This is a genomic window from Acidimicrobiales bacterium (genome assembly GCA_035540975.1).
Lineage (GTDB): Bacteria > Actinomycetota > Acidimicrobiia > Acidimicrobiales.
This window is the reverse complement of sequence record DATLFN010000126.1, coordinates 1-15,696: the sequence shown is the minus strand read 5'-3', so window position 1 is coordinate 15,696 and position 15,696 is coordinate 1. Positions and strand designations below refer to the sequence as shown.

14 protein-coding genes and 1 tRNA gene are annotated in these 15,696 nt (G+C 72.5%); 3 read left to right on the top strand and 12 right to left on the bottom strand.

Features of this window, described 5'->3' with window-relative positions; translation table 11 throughout:
- Positions 1-256: 256 nt before the first annotated feature.
- From VM242_12630 to topA, 5 genes are all read right to left on the bottom strand, one after another.
- Positions 257-329, bottom strand: a tRNA-Thr gene (locus VM242_12630).
- Between the two features lie 62 nt (positions 330-391).
- On the bottom strand, positions 392-1,462 hold the full coding sequence (locus tag VM242_12625; GenBank protein ID HVM06009.1) for a hypothetical protein: 1,071 nt from the start codon (positions 1,460-1,462) through the stop codon (positions 392-394).
- A 13-nt stretch (positions 1,463-1,475) separates the two neighbouring features.
- Positions 1,476-2,093, bottom strand: a complete 618-nt coding sequence (gene tmk / locus VM242_12620) for a dTMP kinase (GenBank protein ID HVM06008.1) — start codon at positions 2,091-2,093, stop codon at positions 1,476-1,478.
- On the bottom strand, positions 2,090-3,550 hold the full coding sequence (locus VM242_12615) for an MFS transporter (GenBank protein ID HVM06007.1): 1,461 nt from the start codon (positions 3,548-3,550) through the stop codon (positions 2,090-2,092). The genes tmk and VM242_12615 overlap by 4 nt, the downstream gene beginning before the upstream one ends.
- Before the next feature lie 37 nt (positions 3,551-3,587).
- On the bottom strand, positions 3,588-6,401 hold the full coding sequence (gene topA / locus VM242_12610) for a type I DNA topoisomerase (GenBank protein ID HVM06006.1): 2,814 nt from the start codon (positions 6,399-6,401) through the stop codon (positions 3,588-3,590).
- Positions 6,402-6,496: 95 nt separating this feature from the next.
- Between topA and VM242_12605 the strand changes: the two genes are divergently transcribed.
- Positions 6,497-7,099 (top strand): VTT domain-containing protein, encoded by a 603-nt coding sequence (locus VM242_12605; protein HVM06005.1) that lies wholly within the window; start codon positions 6,497-6,499, stop codon positions 7,097-7,099.
- Here the strand turns inward: VM242_12605 and VM242_12600 are convergent.
- From VM242_12600 to VM242_12590, 3 genes are all read right to left on the bottom strand, one after another.
- A complete protein-coding gene (locus VM242_12600) occupies positions 7,026-9,563 on the bottom strand; it encodes a sodium-translocating pyrophosphatase (GenBank protein HVM06004.1) in 2,538 nt (845 codons plus the stop codon). The genes VM242_12605 and VM242_12600 overlap by 74 nt on opposite strands.
- Positions 9,560-10,288, bottom strand: coding sequence for a metal-dependent transcriptional regulator (locus VM242_12595; GenBank protein HVM06003.1), 729 nt, complete (start codon positions 10,286-10,288; stop codon positions 9,560-9,562). Before VM242_12595 ends, VM242_12600 begins: the two co-directional genes overlap by 4 nt.
- A 65-nt stretch (positions 10,289-10,353) precedes the next feature.
- Positions 10,354-12,258 carry an APC family permease gene (locus VM242_12590; GenBank protein HVM06002.1) on the bottom strand — a complete coding sequence of 635 codons (1,905 nt, stop codon included), beginning with the start codon at positions 12,256-12,258 and terminating at the stop codon, positions 10,354-10,356.
- Between the two features lie 94 nt (positions 12,259-12,352).
- Between VM242_12590 and VM242_12585 the strand changes: the two genes are divergently transcribed.
- Positions 12,353-13,027 (top strand): TrkA family potassium uptake protein, encoded by a 675-nt coding sequence (locus VM242_12585; GenBank protein ID HVM06001.1) that lies wholly within the window; start codon positions 12,353-12,355, stop codon positions 13,025-13,027.
- The gene (locus VM242_12580) at positions 13,024-13,680 is read left to right on the top strand and encodes a TrkA family potassium uptake protein (protein HVM06000.1); all 657 of its coding nucleotides are present in this window, start codon (positions 13,024-13,026) and stop codon (positions 13,678-13,680) included. Before VM242_12585 ends, VM242_12580 begins: the two co-directional genes overlap by 4 nt.
- Before the next feature lie 208 nt (positions 13,681-13,888).
- On the opposite strand, the gene VM242_12575 is transcribed toward VM242_12580, so the two are convergent.
- From VM242_12575 to VM242_12560, 4 genes are all read right to left on the bottom strand, one after another.
- Positions 13,889-14,254, bottom strand: a complete 366-nt coding sequence (locus VM242_12575) for an OB-fold nucleic acid binding domain-containing protein (protein HVM05999.1) — start codon at positions 14,252-14,254, stop codon at positions 13,889-13,891.
- A gap of 14 nt (positions 14,255-14,268) precedes the next feature.
- Positions 14,269-14,739: an ATP-binding protein gene (locus VM242_12570; protein ID HVM05998.1), complete on the bottom strand. Its 471-nt coding sequence runs from the start codon at positions 14,737-14,739 to the stop codon at positions 14,269-14,271.
- 9 nt (positions 14,740-14,748) lie between these two features.
- A complete protein-coding gene (locus tag VM242_12565; GenBank protein HVM05997.1) occupies positions 14,749-15,084 on the bottom strand; it encodes an STAS domain-containing protein in 336 nt (111 codons plus the stop codon).
- A 148-nt stretch (positions 15,085-15,232) separates the two neighbouring features.
- A partial coding sequence (locus tag VM242_12560) for a hypothetical protein (GenBank protein HVM05996.1) occupies positions 15,233-15,696 on the bottom strand: 464 nt, incomplete at its 5' end.

Sequence of the window (15,696 nt, the reverse complement as noted above, 5' to 3'; positions counted from 1 at the left end):
CCTCGACCTCGGCCACGAGCCTGGCCAGCTCACGCTGGGCCTGGCGCTTGCCTCCATGGACGGTCACGCTGCGGTGGCGGACCCGGCCAGCCTCGTCGCGACCGATGAAAACCCGCAGTTCCCACACCCCCGGGCGCTTCTCCCGCAGGCCTCCCGTCACAAGAGCCTCCCTCACTTGTTGGGATGATGTTGGGATGCAGCCTATCGTTGAAGAGACTCAGAAGCGCTCATAGCGCTCTTACCTGCACCTTTGCAGAGCCCGAGAGGAGAATCGAACTCCTGACCTACGCATTACGAGTGCGTTGCTCTGCCGTCTGAGCTACTCGGGCGGGAGCGGCCAGCGTAGCGGCGGCCCGGCCCGGCCCTCGACCCGGTTCCAGGATACGAGGTGTCAGCGGGGGCGGGCGGCGGGACCGGTCGTGGCCGGGCGGCCCAGGCTCACCAGGAGGGCCTGGAGGAGCAGCGTGACGTTCGGGTTGTGGGCCAGGGCCTCGTTGGCCTGGCCGATCGCGTCGACGGCGGCCAGCCCGGCGCGGGCGTCCGGCGCGGCGGCGAGCCGGTCACGGTAGGCCCCGGCCAGGGCCGCCAGCCCGAAGCGGAGCTCGTCCGTCCGGGCCCGGCGCTCCTCGCGCTTGTGGCGGGCCTCGATCTCCTTGCGCTCCGCCGCCCGCTCGCCGTACGCCTTGGCCCGCTCCTCCGCTTCGGCCCGCTCGACGGCCTGGCGCGCCCGCAGGGGCTCGACCACCGTCTCCAGCCCGGCGACCAGCTCGTCGGCCACGACGGCCGCCGTGGCACCGGTGCCGTCGAGGCGGGCGGGGACCTCGGCCCACGCCGCCCGGCGCGCCGCGAAGCCCGGGTCCGACGCCAGCAGGCGGGCCCGCTCCGGCCGTCCGCCGGCGGCGGCCGCCACCTCGGCGGCGAGAGCCGGCCCCACGCCCTCCGTCACCAGCCGCTCGGCGATCACGTCCGGCGCCACCGGCGAGAAGTCGACCCGGGCGCAGCGGCTGGCGATGGTCACCAGCTCGGGGGGGACGTGCTCGGCCAGGATCACGAACACGGTCGTGGCCGGGGGCTCCTCGATGGTCTTGAGGAGGGCCGGCGCGGCGTGCTCGACGAGGTGGAAGTCGACGAGCACGAGCACCTTGCGCCGTCCCTCGACCGGGCTCAGCGACGCCAGCCGGCCGATCTCGCGGGCGTCGCCGACGGTGATGTAGGCACCGGTGCGCTCGTGGACGATGACGTCGGGGTGGGCGCCGCCCAGTGCCCGCCTGCACTCCTCGCAGGTCCCGCAGCCGCCCCGCGCGCACAGCAGCGAGGCGGCGAACGAGCGGGCGGCGGCGCGCTTGCCGGTCCCCGGCGGGCCGACGAACAGGTAGGCGTGCACCGGCGAGGCGGCGGCCCGCCGCAGCTGGGCGACGGCCCGGTCCTGCCCCAGGACACCCTCGTAGAGCGCTTCGACCATGCGGCCCCAGTGTCTACCCGAGGCGGCTGCCGCCGGCGACCGGTGGCCGGCCGCACACGGCGTCCCACACGCGCGCCGCCACCTCCTCGACGGTCCCCGACGCGTCGACGACGCGCCAGCGGTCCGGCTCCGACGCCGCCAACTGGCGGAACCCGGCCTCGACCCGGCGGTGGAACTCGCGGCTCTCTGCCTCGAAGCGGTCGGGACGCCCGCGCCGGGCCTCCGCCTCCTCGGCGGGGAGGTCGAGGAGCACCACCACGTCGGGCCACAGGCCGCCCGTCGCCCAGTCCGACAACCGGCGCACCTCGTCCACGGAGAGCCCCCGCCCGTAGCCCTGGTAGGCCAGCGACGAGTGCGAGAACCGGTCGGTCACCACGTCCCGCCCCGCCTGCAGGGCCGGGCCCACCACCTCGGAGACGTGCTGGGCCCGGGCGGCGGCCATGAGGAGCGCCTCGGCGCGGGCGTCGAGCGCGTCGACGCTCCGGTCCAGCAGCACGGCCCGCACCCGCTCGCCCACCGCCGTGCCCCCCGGCTCCCGCGTGAGCAGGGCGCCCAGGCGCGACGCCAGGAGGGCGGCCTGGGTCGACTTCCCGCACGCCTCGCCGCCCTCGAGCGCGATGAGGCGGCTCACCGCGGCGTGCTGCGGGCGGCCCCGGCGGCGAGGAGGCCGCGACCGGCGATGACGCCGGCGGCCAGGATGATCAGCCCGCCCAGGCAGAGCGTGATGCGCACGCCGGGGAGGGCGACCGTCAGCCCGCCGATGGCCACCGAGCGGTCGAACAGGCTCGCCGACACGTCGTCGAGCACCCGGGACGCCACGGGCGCCAGCGTGAACGCCAGCAGCAGGCAGAAGCGGACCAGGGTGTAGAGGAGGGCGAAGATGCGGCCCCGCAGCTCGTCCTCGACGTTGGTCTGGAGGATGGTGAAGCCGAGGATGTAGACGGCGCCGGCGCACAGGCCGAGGGCGGTGGCGAACACGAGGGCCAGCGTCATCTCCGACATGAAGGCGGCGGCGATGAGCGAGGCGCCGGCGCCGAGCACGGCCAGCACGAAGATCTTCTCGTGCGGCACCCGCCGCTGCAGCACGCTCAGGCCGACGATCCCGGCCGCCACGCCGAAGCCGAGGGCGGCGAGCAGCAGGCCGAACCCCGTGGAGCCGGCGCCGTAGATCTGGGCCGACGCCACCGGCCCGAGGGGGACGACCATGCCGCCGCCGATCAGCCCCGTGCCGATGCCGAGGATCACCGGCCGCACCACCGGGCTGTGGCGGATGAAGCGCCCGCCCTCGGCCAGCTCGCGGAACGTCTGGCGGAAGTCGACCCTTCGCCTGCCGTCGCCGTCGGGCGACGCCCGCCGGTCGGACCGCGGGAGGGTGAGCGTCGAGATCATCAGGGCGGAGAGGAAGAACGTGAACACGTCGAAGTAGATGGCCACGAACTCCCGGTCCACCTCCAGGACCGCGAGGGCGTCGATGTTGGCCAGCCAGGCGGCCACGGTGGCCAGGAAGGCGAACATCACCGAGCCGATCGGGAACGTCCCGTAGGCCGCCACGAGCGACAGCGAGTTGGCGTTGGCCAGGAACTCGGGCCGCACCATGTTGGGGACCGAGGCCTCCTTGGCCGGCGACCACATCAGCGTGAAGATCTCCAGCAGCAGGGAGGCGAAGAAGAGCCCGGGGATGGTGTCGACGAAGGGCAGCGAGGCCAGCACGAGCCCGCGGCCGATGTCGCACGACACCATGACCTTCTTGCGGTCCCAGCGGTCGATGAAGACGCCGGCCGCCGGTGCCAGGAAGAACCCGGGCACCAGCCGCGCCGACAGGACGATGGCGACCGCCGTCTCGGGCGACGAGCCGCCGATGCGGGCGGCGATGGCGGTGACGGCGACGAAGCCGATCCAGTCGCCGAGCGATGACACCACCTGGGCCAGCCACAGGCGGAAGAACATGTGCGACCCGAACAGCCGCACCACGGACGCCCCGTCGTCGACGGGCGCGGGCCCGGCTGCGGGCGGCGTCGCCCGCGGCGGGGCCGTCGGCTCGTCCTCGGCGTCCAGACGCGGCCGCCTCCGTCGGGACGCCTCGGCCATCGGCCTCAGGGTAGGGGACGGGCCGACGGCAGACGGACTATCCCTGGTCGCCGCCGGCGCCGCCGTCCGCCTGCGCCGCCCTGGCCTTTGCCGCCTTCAGCGACTTCGTCGCCTCGGCGGTCTTGGCCGCCCTGCCCGTCGCCTTGGCGGTCTTGGCCGCCCTGCCCGTCGCCTTGCCCGACGCCTTCCCCGCCGTCTTGGCGGCCTGGCCGGCGGACTTGGTCGTGGCCTTCGCCCTGCCCGGCGCCTTGGCCGTCCGGGCGGTCCGCTTCGCCTTCTTGGGCGCCGGGCCCTTGGCCCGCTTGTCGGCCAGCAGCTCGGCGGCGCGCTCGGGGCTGATCTCCTCGACCGACTCGCCGCGCGGCACGGTGGCGTTGTACTCGCCGTCGGTGATGTACGGGCCGAACCGCCCGTCCTTGATGACCATCGGCGCGCCGGTCGCCGGGTCGGCGCCCAGCTCCCGCAGCGGGCCGGCCGCCGCCTGGCCCCGCCGTTGCTTGGGTTGGGCGTAGATGGCGAGCGCCTCGTCGATGGTGACCGAGAACAGCTGCTCCTCCGAGGTGAGGCTGCGGCTGTCGTTCCCCTTCTTGAGGTACGGCCCGTAGCGCCCGTTGGCGGCCACGATCTCCTCGCCCGTGGCCGGATCGGTCCCGACCACGCGAGGCAGCGTGAGCAGGCGCAGGGCGTCGTCGAGGGTGACGGACTCGGGCGCCATGGTCTTGAACAGCGAAGCGGTGACCGGCTTGGCGGCCTTGCTCCCACCGTCGGCCTCGCCCAGCTGGACGTACGGCCCGTAGCGGCCCGCCCTGACGATCACCGCCAGCCCGGTGGCGGGGTCCTCGCCGATGACGCGGTCGCCGCTCGGTGCATCCAGCAGCTCGGCTGCCTTCTCGAGCGTCAGCTCGTCGGGGGGCAGCTCCTCGGGCACGGCGGCCCGGTCGTCGCCCCGCTGGAGGTAGGGCCCGTAGCGGCCGACGCGCACGACGACCTCGCGACCCTCGCCGTCGGTGCCGATCGGGATGGAGTTGATGGCCCGCGGGTCGATCTGGTCGAGGCGCTCGGTGACCAGGTCCTTGAGCCCGGGGGCCTCGCCCCCGAAGTAGAAGCGGGCCAGCCACGGCACCCGCTCCTGGCGGCGGGACGCGATCTCGTCCAGCTCGTCCTCCAGGCGGGCGGTGAAGTCGTAGTCCACCAGCTGGCCGAAGTGCTGCTCCAGCAGGTTCACCACGGCGAAGGCGGTGAAGGTGGGGACCAGCGCCTGGCCCCGCTTCCACGCGTAGCCGCGGTCCTGGATGGTGGAGATGATCGTGGCGTAGGTGGACGGGCGTCCCACGCCGCGCTCCTCGAGGGCCTTCACCAACGACGCGTCGGTGTAGCGCGGCGGCGGCTGGGTGGTGTGCGACTTCGGCTCCAGGCCCCGCAGGTCGAGGGCGTCTCCGGGGGCGAGCGCGGGGAGCCGGACCTCCCGGTCCTCCAGCACCGCCTCGGGATCGTCGGAGCCCTCCACGTAGGCCCGGAAGAAGCCGGGGAAGGTGATGACCTTGCCGCTGGTCGCCAGCTCCACGTCCTCGCCGGCCGACGACGTGGCGCCGACGCGCACCTGCACCGTGTTCCCCACCGCGTCGGACATCTGCGACGCCACCGTGCGCTTCCAGATCAGGTCGTACAGGCGGAGCTCGTCGCGCCCGAGCGCGCCGGCCACCTGGTCGGGGGTCCGGAAGTCGTCGCCCGCCGGGCGGACGGCCTCGTGGGCCTCCTGGGCGTTCTTCACCTTCCGGGCGTACTGGCGGGGCTTCTCGGGCACGTACTCGGCCCCGTACAGCCGGGCCGCCTGCCGGCGGGCGGCGGCCACCGCCGCCTCCGAGAGGCTCGTGCTGTCGGTGCGCATGTACGTGATGAAGCCGTTCTCGTAGAGGCGCTGGGCCACCTGCATGGTGCGGCGCGAGTCGAACCGGAGCTGGCGGCCCGCCTCCTGCTGGAGGGTGGACGTCATGAACGGGGCGTAGGGCGAGCGCCGGTACGGCTTCTCCTCCACCGTGCGCACGGCGAAGTCGGATTCGCGCAGGCGGCCGGCCAGCGCCCGCGCCGCCTCCTCGTCGAGGCGGGCGACGTCGGCGCCCGCCTTGAGCTCGCCGGCCTGGGTGAAGTCCTTGCCCGTGACCAGCCGGCGCCCGTCCAGGACGACCAGGGCGGCGGAGAAGGGGGCGCTCCCCCGGGCCGTGAACGACGCCTCCAGGTCCCACCACCCGGCCGCCCGGAAGCGCATGCGCTCCCGCTCGCGCTCCACGATCATCCGGGTGGCGACGCTCTGCACCCGGCCCGCCGACAGGCGGGGCTTGATCCGCCGCCACAGCACGGGCGACACCTCGAAGCCGTAGAGCCGGTCGAGCAGCCGGCGGGTCTCCTGGGCGTCCACCAGCGGCATGTCGAGGTCGCGGGTTTCCTCCACCGCCCGGCGGATGGCGGGGGCGGTGATCTCGTGGAAGACCATGCGCTTCACGGGCACCCGGGGGGAGAGGACCTCGCGGAGGTGCCATGCGATGGACTCGCCCTCGCGGTCCTCGTCGGTGGCGAGGTACAGCTCGCTGGCGTCCTTCAGCAGCGCCTTCAGCCGCTTCACCACGTCCTTCTTGCGGCCGGACACCACGTACAGCGGCTTGAAGTCGTTGTCGACGTCGATGCCCAGGCGGGCCCACGGCTCGCCCCGGTAGGCGGCGGGGATCTCCGAGGGGTCGTCGGGCAGGTCGCGGACGTGGCCGACCGACGACTCGACCACGAATTCGGGCCCCAGGTAGCCGGCGATGGTCTTCGCCTTGGCGGGGGACTCCACGATCACGAGGGGCTTGGGCATGAAAGCAGAAGGTTGGGCGGAGCGGGTGCGGATGTCAAACGAAGGGGTGCCGGCAGGCCCCGCTGGCCCCGATCGGCCCCTTGTAGCCTCCCCCGATGGACTTCGTGCACCCCGACAAGCTTCTCGAGGCGTTCGGCACCATCGGGCTGTTCCTCGTGGTGTTCGCCGAGTCGGGGCTGCTCATCGGCTTCTTCCTCCCCGGTGACTCCCTCCTCTTCACCGCCGGCGTCTTCGCCGCCGCCGACAAGCTGAGCCTCCCGGTGATCCTCCCGGGCATCTTCGTGGCGGCCGTGGCCGGGGACCAGGTCGGCTACGCCTTCGGGAACAGGGCCGGGCCGGCGCTGTTCCGCCGGCCCGACTCACGGTTCTTCAAACAGGCGTACCTGGACAAGGCCCAGCGGTACTTCGAGGAGCACGGTCCCCGGACGATCGTCCTCGCCCGCTTCGTCCCGATCGTCCGCACCTTCGCCCCCATCGTCGCCGGCGCCGGGGAGATGCGGTACCGCACCTTCGTGACCTACAACGTGCTCGGGGGCCTGCTGTGGGGGGTCGGGGTGACCCTGCTGGGCTTCGCGCTGGGCGAGGCGATCGACATCGACCGGTACCTCCTGCCGGTGATCGCCGTCATCGTGGCTTTTTCCTTGGTCCCCGTGCTGCTCGAGGTCCGTCGGGCCCGGCAGGGGTCGCGGGCGGAGTAGGCGCCGCCGACCCGTTGCCGCCCGACTGGAGGGCGGCCCGGGCGGCCCGGAGCTGCGACCGCAGCTCGGCGTCCTCGTCGCCCAGGTCGAAGATCCACCGGTCCAGGGCGTCCACCGCCAGCTTCGTCGGCGGGTCGGACCCGGCCACCGCGTGGCCGGCCGGCGTCACCCCGACGGCGACGGCCGCCGCCTCCGACGACCCGGAGATGCCGCCCGACCTGCGCTTGGAGAAGGCGATGGCGCCGCCCAGGACGACCAAGGCGAGGGCCGCCACCGTGTAGCGGGCGCCGTCGTTGTCCTGGAGGTTGATCACCGCCGGCAGGATCAGCAGCGACACCAGGTTCATCACCTTGATGAGCGGGTTCAGGGCGGGGCCGGCGGTGTCCTTGAACGGGTCGCCGACGGTGTCGCCGATGACCGCCGCCTTGTGCGCCTCCGATCCCTTGCCGCCCTCGTTGCCGTCCTCGATGTACTTCTTGGCGTTGTCCCAGGCGCCGCCCGAGTTGGACAGGAAGTTGGCCATGAGCTGGCCGGTGACGATGACGGCGGCGAGGAACGCCCCCAGGGCGTAGTAGTTGATGCCGAACCCGATGATGACGGGGGTGAGCACGGCCAGCAGGGCGGGGGTCGCCAGCTCCCGCAGGGAGGCGGCGGTGCAGATGTCGATGACGGGGCCGTAGTCGGGCCGCTTGGTCCCGGCCATGATCTGCCCGTCGGCGAACTGGCGGCGGACCTCCTGGACCACCGTGCCCGCCGTGCGGCCCACCGCCCGGATGGCGAGGGCGCTGAACAGGAACGGCACCGATCCGCCGATGAGCAGGCCGATGAAGGTCTTGGGGTCGGCCACGTTGATCTGCGTGAGCGGGTTGCGGAACAGCGCCGACCCGACCTCCTCGATCCCAAGCTCCGACCCGATGGTCTCGATGAAGCTGGCGAACAAGGCCACGGCGGCGATGACGGCCGACCCGATGGCGAAGCCCTTGGTGACGGCCTTGGTGGTGTTTCCCACCGCGTCGAGGCTCACCATGATCCGCTGGGGCTCGCCCTCGAACTCCCCCGACATCTCGGCGATGCCCGCCGCGTTGTCGGCCACCGGGCCGAAGGTGTCCTCGGACACCACCACGCCGGTGGTGGCCAGCATGCCCATGCCCGTGAGGGCGACCAGGTACAGCGAGAACTGGATGTTCCCCTCGCCCAGCCCGATGGCCACCCCGAGGGCGGCGGCGATGGCCACGACGGCCCACACCGAGCTCTCCAGGCCCGAGGAGATGCCGGACAGCACCGTGGTGGCGGGGCCGGTCCGGGCCGACTCGGCGATCTCGCGGACGGGGGCCGTCTCGGTCGACGTGAAGTACTCGGTGAGCCGGCTGACCACCTGGGCCAGCACCAGGCCGGTGACCACGGCCCAGAACACCCGCAGGTTGCCGACGTAGAACTGGGCGACCAGGAAGGTGCCGATCACCGTCAGGACGCCGGCGGTGAGGAAGCCCCGGTTGATAGGGGCCATGGCCGACTTGTCGTTCGGGGTGGCCCGCACGGCGTACACGCCCACGATCGAGGCCAGGACGCCGATGGCCCGGGCGACCACCGGGAACACCAGGCCGAGGGCCGGGTTCTGGCCGATGGAGTCGAAGGCGGCGACGCCGAGGATGATCGAGGCCACCAGGGTCACCTCGTAGCTCTCGAACAGGTCGGCGGCCATGCCGGCGCAGTCGCCCACGTTGTCGCCCACGTTGTCGGCGATGGTGGCCGGGTTCCGGGGGTCGTCCTCGGGGATGCCGGCCTCCACCTTCCCCACCAGGTCGGCGCCCACGTCGGCCGCCTTGGTGAAGATGCCGCCACCCACCCGCAGGAACAGGGCCAGCAGCGAGCCGCCGAAGCCGAAGCCCACCAGGATGGCCGAGCTGGTGTTCTGGAAGAGCAGGATGATCAGCGTGGCGCCGAGGAGGCCGAGGCCCACGGTGAACATGCCGGCCACGCCGCCGGTGCGGAACGCGACCTTCAGGGCGGCGGGCAGGGACCCCGACTTGGCGGCGGCGGCGGTGCGAACGTTGCCTCGCACGGCCAGCCCCATGCCGATGAAGCCGGTGAGCCCGGACATGAAGCAGCCGGCCAGGAAGGCCAGCGTGCGGAACAGGCCGGACTGCACGAACGACAGCGCCTCCTCGCCGTTCGGCTTGGCCACGGTGGTGGACGTGATGAACACGATCACCACCAGCGGGATGAGGATGTAGCCGATGGTCTTGAACTGGCGCCGCAGGTAGGCCATGGCGCCTTCCTGGATGGCGGTGGCGATCTCGATCATCTTGGGCGTGCCCTGGTCGGCGGCCAGCACCCCCTTCATCAACGAGAAGCCGACGGCGATGGCCAGGAGGGCGGTGCCGGCCGAGAAGAACAGCCACGCGAACTCGCCCCCCGCGAGGTCGAACGCCTGGTAGCCGCCTTCGGCGGCGAGGATCTTCATGCGGAACGCTCCTTTGCGTGTTCGGGCGGGTCGGGCGGGGCGGCGGCGTCGCCGGGGACGGCCGCCTGCACGTGGACGTAGATCTGGCGGGCGACCTTGTCGCCGACGGTGCGGCGATGCCCGTCCACCAGGAGGACCATGGGCCCGTCGAAGGGATGCTTCTCGCGCACCTCCACCCGCACCCCGGGGCGCAGCCCGAGGGTGTCGAGGAAGGCGACGACGTCGCGGTCGGTCGAGCCGGGCACCGCCACGACGGCGACATCGCCGGGGTCGAGGGCGTACAGCGGCGGCAGCTCGGGGATGTCGCCCACCTCCGAGCCCGGGATGGGGAACCCGTGCGGGCAGGTGGCGGGGCGGTCGAGGGCGACGTACAGCCGGTCCTCGACCTCCTGGGGCAGCTCGTGCTCGAAGCTGGCGGCGAAGCGGTCGGCCTCGTTCCAGGGGTAGCCGAGCATGTCGGACAGGAAGCGCTCGACGATGCGGTGCCGGCGGATGGCGGCCACGGCCCACTGCCGCCCCTCGGCCGTGAGCTCCACGCCCCGGTACGGCTTGTGGTCGCACAGCCCGCGGTCGGCCAGGCGCTTCACCGTGGCGGTGACCGTGCCCGGGCTGACCCCGAGGGCCTCGGCCAGCGCGCCGGTGTGGGCGTCGGGTGCCGACCCGTGGCCGCCGGTGAGCCGGTAGATCGACTTCAAGGTCTCCCGTTCCGACTTCGTCAGAGGCACGTCCTGGTTTCTCAAGGCCTGCAAATCTACATTTTTGGGGTCTGAAAAACAACCTGCTCGTGCCGTCAGTCCTTCGCTGGCGCCGGCCGGCCGCCGGCCCCGTCGGGCCCGTTGGTGGGCGCCGACTTCGACAGGTGGTACGGGACCGACGTCACCACCGTCCCCGGCCGGTCGAGCAGGGCCAGCTTGAGGGCCAGCGCGCTCTGGTTGTGCAGGATGTTCTCGTACCACCGGTCCACCACGAACTCCGGGATCAGCACGGTGATGGTGTCGTTGTGCCACCGCTCGTCCAGCTCGTCGAGGTAGCCCTCCACCGACTCGACCAGGTCACGGTAGGGGGACGGCACGATCTCGAGGGGCACGTCGAAGCCGAACGCCGACCACTGCCGGTGCATCTCCTCCGCCTCGGCGTCGTCGGACGCCATGTAGACCGCGCTGAGGTGGTTGGGCCGCATCGACTTGGCGTAGCTGAGGGCCCGGATGACGCCGCGGTGGACGCGGCCGACGAGCACGACGACGGTGTGGTTGAACGTCTCCGGCTTGACCTGCTCGGGGGTGATCTCCAGTGCCTTGGCCACCTTGTCGTAGTGGCGGCGGATGGCGAGGAACAGCACGATGATCATCGGCAGGACGACCAGCGGCACCCACGCCCCGCTGGTGAACTTGGTGGCCGCCACGACCAGCAGCACGAAGAAGGTGACGGCGGCGCCCACGCCGCTGATCGCCGCACCCAGGCGCCACCCCGCGGGCTTGTGGCGCTGCTGGTAGCGCACCATGCCCAGCTGGCTCAGGGTGAACGACGTGAACACGCCGACGGCGTAGAGGGGGATGAGGGCGGTGGTGATGCCCCCGAAGGCGACGATGAGCGCGGAGGCGGCCACGCCGAGGAACACGATGCCGTTGGAGAACACCAGGCGGTCGCCCCGGTTGCCGAACTGACGCGGCAGGTACCCGTCCCGGGCGACGATCGAAGACAGCCGCGGGAAGTCGGCGTAGGCGGTGTTGGCGGCCAGGACGAGGATGGCGGCGGTGGCGAACTGCAGGACCAGGTAGAGCGGGCCGCCGCCGTAGACGGCGTGGCCGAGCTGCGACAGCACCGTCTCCTCGTGGCTGGGGAAGGGATGCAGCCGGTGGGCCAGCACGGCCGTCCCCGTGAAGAGGGTCCCGAGGATCACGGCCATCCACGTGAGCGTGATGGCGGCGTTCCTCGACTGCGGCCTGCGGAAGGCGGGGACGCCGTCGGCGATGGCCTCGATGCCGGTGAGGGCCACGGCGCCCGACGAGAAGCCCTTGAGGAGCAGGAACAACCCGAGCGTCCCGCCCGCCTCGCGGGCCGCCTCCGACCGCTCGGGGTCGAAGACGATCCGGTCGATGTCTCCGAAGAACGACCGGGCCAACCCGTACAGCACGAGCAGGGAGATGCTGACGATGTACACGTAGGTGGGCACGGCGAAGATCCGGCCCGACTCCTTCACGCCCCGCAGGTTCGCCATGGTGATGAGCCCGATGAGGCCGACGGCGAGCGCCACCCGTTGGCTCTCCACGCCGCGGAACGCCGGGATGGAGATGATGGCGGCCACGCCGGCGGAGATGGACACCGCCACGGTGAGCATGTAGTCGACGAGGATCGAGGCACCCGCCACGAGCGACGGGTAGAGGCCCAGGTTCTCCCGGCTGACGACGTACGACCCGCCGCCCTGCGGGTAGGCGTAGATCGTCCGCCGGTAGCTGGTGACGACGATGGCGAGCAGGACGGCGACGGCGACGGCGATCGGCACCAGCCGGCTGAGCCCGATCTCGAGGCTGCTGCCGGCGGCCACCGCGGTGACGAAGAGGATCTCCTCGGTGGCGTACGCGGTGGACGAGATGGCGTCCGAGGAGAAGACGGCCAGGGCGATCCTCTTCGGGATGCGCTGGTGCTCCTGCTCCGCCGAGGAGAGCGGGCGCCCGACGATGACCCGCTTCAGCATGGTCAGCACGCCGGGGACGATAGGCGGGCCGGTGACGGTGCGGCGTTCCCGCCCGAGTTGTGCGCCGCCCGCCGACTGAGTTGGATGGTGGGCCATGCACGTCCTCGTCGTCGGATGCGGGCGGGTCGGCTCGGAGCTCGCCAGGAACCTGGATGAGTCCGGCCACTCGGTCGCCGTCATCGACAAGGATCGGCGCGCCTTCCAGCGCTACCTGCCCGACACCTGGGCGGGCCGCGCCGTCGTCGGGTTCGGGTTCGACCGCGACCACCTCGAGCAGGCGGGCGTCCGCGACGCCGGCGCACTGGCCGCCACCACGGGGGGCGACAACACGAACATCCTCACCGCCCGGATCGCCCGCGAGACGTACCAGATCCCGTCGGTGGTCGCCCGCATCCAGGACCCCCGCCGGGCCGTGATCTACGAGCGGCTCGGGATCCCCACCGTCGCCCAGGTGCAGTGGACCACCGACCAGGTCCTGCGCCGGCTGTTCCCGGGGGAGTCGGTGGTGGAGTGGGCCGACCCGTCGGGCGGCGTGTCCATGGTCGAGCGCGCCCTGCCCGACGCGTGGGCGGGCGCCCGCCTCTCCCGTCTCGGCCGCCAGGGCCAGTTCCGCGTCGCCGCCGTGAACCGGGCCGGCGCCGCCCGCCTGGTCGGCCCCGACGTGGTCGGCCAGGAAGGGGACATCCTCCACATCCTCGTCGCCCGCGAGGCGCTCGAGATCCTCGAGACCCGCCTGACGGCAGGCGACTCCGACGGGGGCGGGCGATGAAGGTCGCCATCGCCGGCGGCGGCAACGTCGGCACGTACATCGCCGCCGACCTCAAGGCGGCCGGCCACGACGTCCTCATCATCGAGCAGGACCCCGACGTGGTGGCCCGGGTGTCGCCCACGGTGGACGTGCAGTGGTTCCTCGGCGACGCGTGCGAGGTGTCCAACCTGCACGAGGCCGGCCTGGCCCGGACCGAGGTGGTGGTGGCGGCCACCGGCGACGACGAGGACAACCTGGTCGTGTCGCTGCTGGCCAAGCAGGAGTTCGCCGTTCCCCGCGTGGTGGCCCGCGTCAACCACCCGAAGAACTACTGGCTGTTCAACGAGTCGTGGGGCGTGGACGTGTCGGTGTCGACGCCCCACCTCCTCACCGCCCTGGTGGAGGAGGCGGTATCGGTCGGCTCGCTGGTCCGCCTGCTCCAGTTCCGGGACGCCCAGCTGGTCGAGGTCACCCTGGCCGACGACTCGCCGGCGGCCAAGCAGGCGATCATCGACCTCGGGATCCCCCGCGATGCCACGGTCGTGGCCGTCATCCGGGAGAGCCACGTGATCGTCCCCCGGGGCGACACGGTGCTCGACGCCGGGGACGAGGTGCTGGTGCTGGTGACGCCGGAGTCCGAGGACGCCGTCCGCCAGATCCTCGTGGGGCCGTAGCCGGCCCCCCGCTAATGCCCTGACCAGAAACGTTTGCCGCGTTCTCTACCGCAGGGTCCGCGGCCGCCCTCGCCGCCGGAGGCGGCCTCTGCGGATGCGGACACCGGGAAACGACAGGGCGGAGGCGGCGCGAGCTCCGCTCGCCCGCCGGAGCACGATCCAACTCGACCGAATGGAGTGAGCGAAGCGAACGAATGAGGTCGAAGCCCTAGGCGAGGAGCTCGTACCTCGGGTTCGTCACCACCAGGCGCCCGCCCTTGCCCTTGGGGGCGCCCCGGCCGGTGACCATCAGGCGCCGCCCGGCGTTGATGCCGGCGATGCGGGTGCGACCGGTCCACATGGCCACCAGCGAGCCGGTGCCGTCCTTGATGGTGGCCTCGAGCCACGGCGAGCCGTCGGGGCGCGGCACGATGCGCACGCTGGTGATCTCGCCCACGACGGTGATCTCCTCACGGGGCTTGGCGTCGGCGATGCAGACCGCCCCGTCGAACTGCGCGCAGAACTGGCGGAGCCGGTCGCGGTCGAGCTCGCTGACCGGTGTCGTCAGCCGCTTCAGCGCGTTCTTCAGCGCCATCGCCGTCCCCTTCGCTAGGAGTCGCCGTCGAGCTCGTCGGCCGGGCCGCAGAACATGGTGATCCGCACCGAGGTGCCCGAGTCGGAGGGGTCGAAGGCCACCTCGTCCACCAGTGTACGGATGAGCGGGATGCCGAGGCCCCGCTCGAAGTTGAGGCGCTCGGGGTCGGTGACCGGAGGGTGCTCGGGGAGCTGGGACGGGTCGAACCCGGGCCCCCGGTCCTGGATCCGGACCTCCAGGCGGTCGCCGCCCTCGGACCACCGCAGGGTCACCCGGTCGTCCACGCCGCCGCCCACGTGCGCCTCGATGGCGTTGGTGCACGCCTCGGAGACGGCCAGCTTCAGGTCGTCGACCCGGTCGTCGGCCAGCGCCCGGCGGGCGGAGGCGAGGGACGACACGACCAGGCGCGCCAGTCCCACGTACTCCGCACGCGCCGGGATCTCGAGCTCGATGACGGGATCGTCGGCCGTACCCCCTTCCGCCACGCGCCGCCCCTAACCGGCGACGGCGGCGTCGACCGAGTCGTGGATGGTGAAGACCTTGGTGAGCCCGGTGATCTCGAAGACCTTCAGGATCCGGTGCTGGGTGCACACCAGGCTGAGGTCGCCGTCGTGGCTGCGCAGCCGCTTCAGGCCCCCGACGAGCACACCCAGCCCCGTGGAGTCGAGGAAGTCGACCGCCTCGAGGTCGACGACGATGTTGTGCTTCCCCTGGCTCACCAACTCGACGAGCTTCTCGCGGAGGCGCGGCGCGGTGTACACGTCCACCTCCCCGCGGACGGCGAGCACGGTCGTGGCGCCGTGCTCGGTGACGTCGAGACCGAGATCCATGTGAGCCCCTTCCTCCTCGGCGCCGGGCGCGCCGCCGGCGTGAGGTGCAACCTACCCGAGGGCGCCGCAGCCAAGCATCGTGACGGGCCGCTGCCGCCGTTCCCCGCACGCCGGAGCCGGCGCCGGCCTCCCGGTGGGGAGGGGCGGGTCAGGATGCCCTGCGGTCGGCCCCCGACGTCGCCAGGGCCCGGTCGGCTCCGTCGTCGACGCCCAGGTCGGGCACGAACCACTCGGGCGACCCGGCCCGCCTGGACCGGCCCGCGGCCTTCGCCCGGTCGGCCTGCGCCGGCCCCGGCTCGTCGGAGGCGGAGGGCGGCGGGCCCTCGGGGGCGACCGCCTCCAGCGGCACCCGCTTGACCTCGCCCTTCACCCACAGCACGTGCATCAGCAGCACCGTGGCGAGCAGGCCGCCGGCGAACAGGGCCAGCGACCGCTGGGCGTCGCTGGCGCGCTCCTCGTCACCCAGCTCCCGGAACGACGGCGAGTCCGCCGCCAGCTCCCCGGTGTCGCCGCCCTCGACCGCCTCGCCGCCTTCGCCCTGCTCACCCTCGGGCACGTCGAACGGGAGGGTGCCCTGGAAGCCGGCGTCGGGCAGGGGGACGGTGCGGGGGG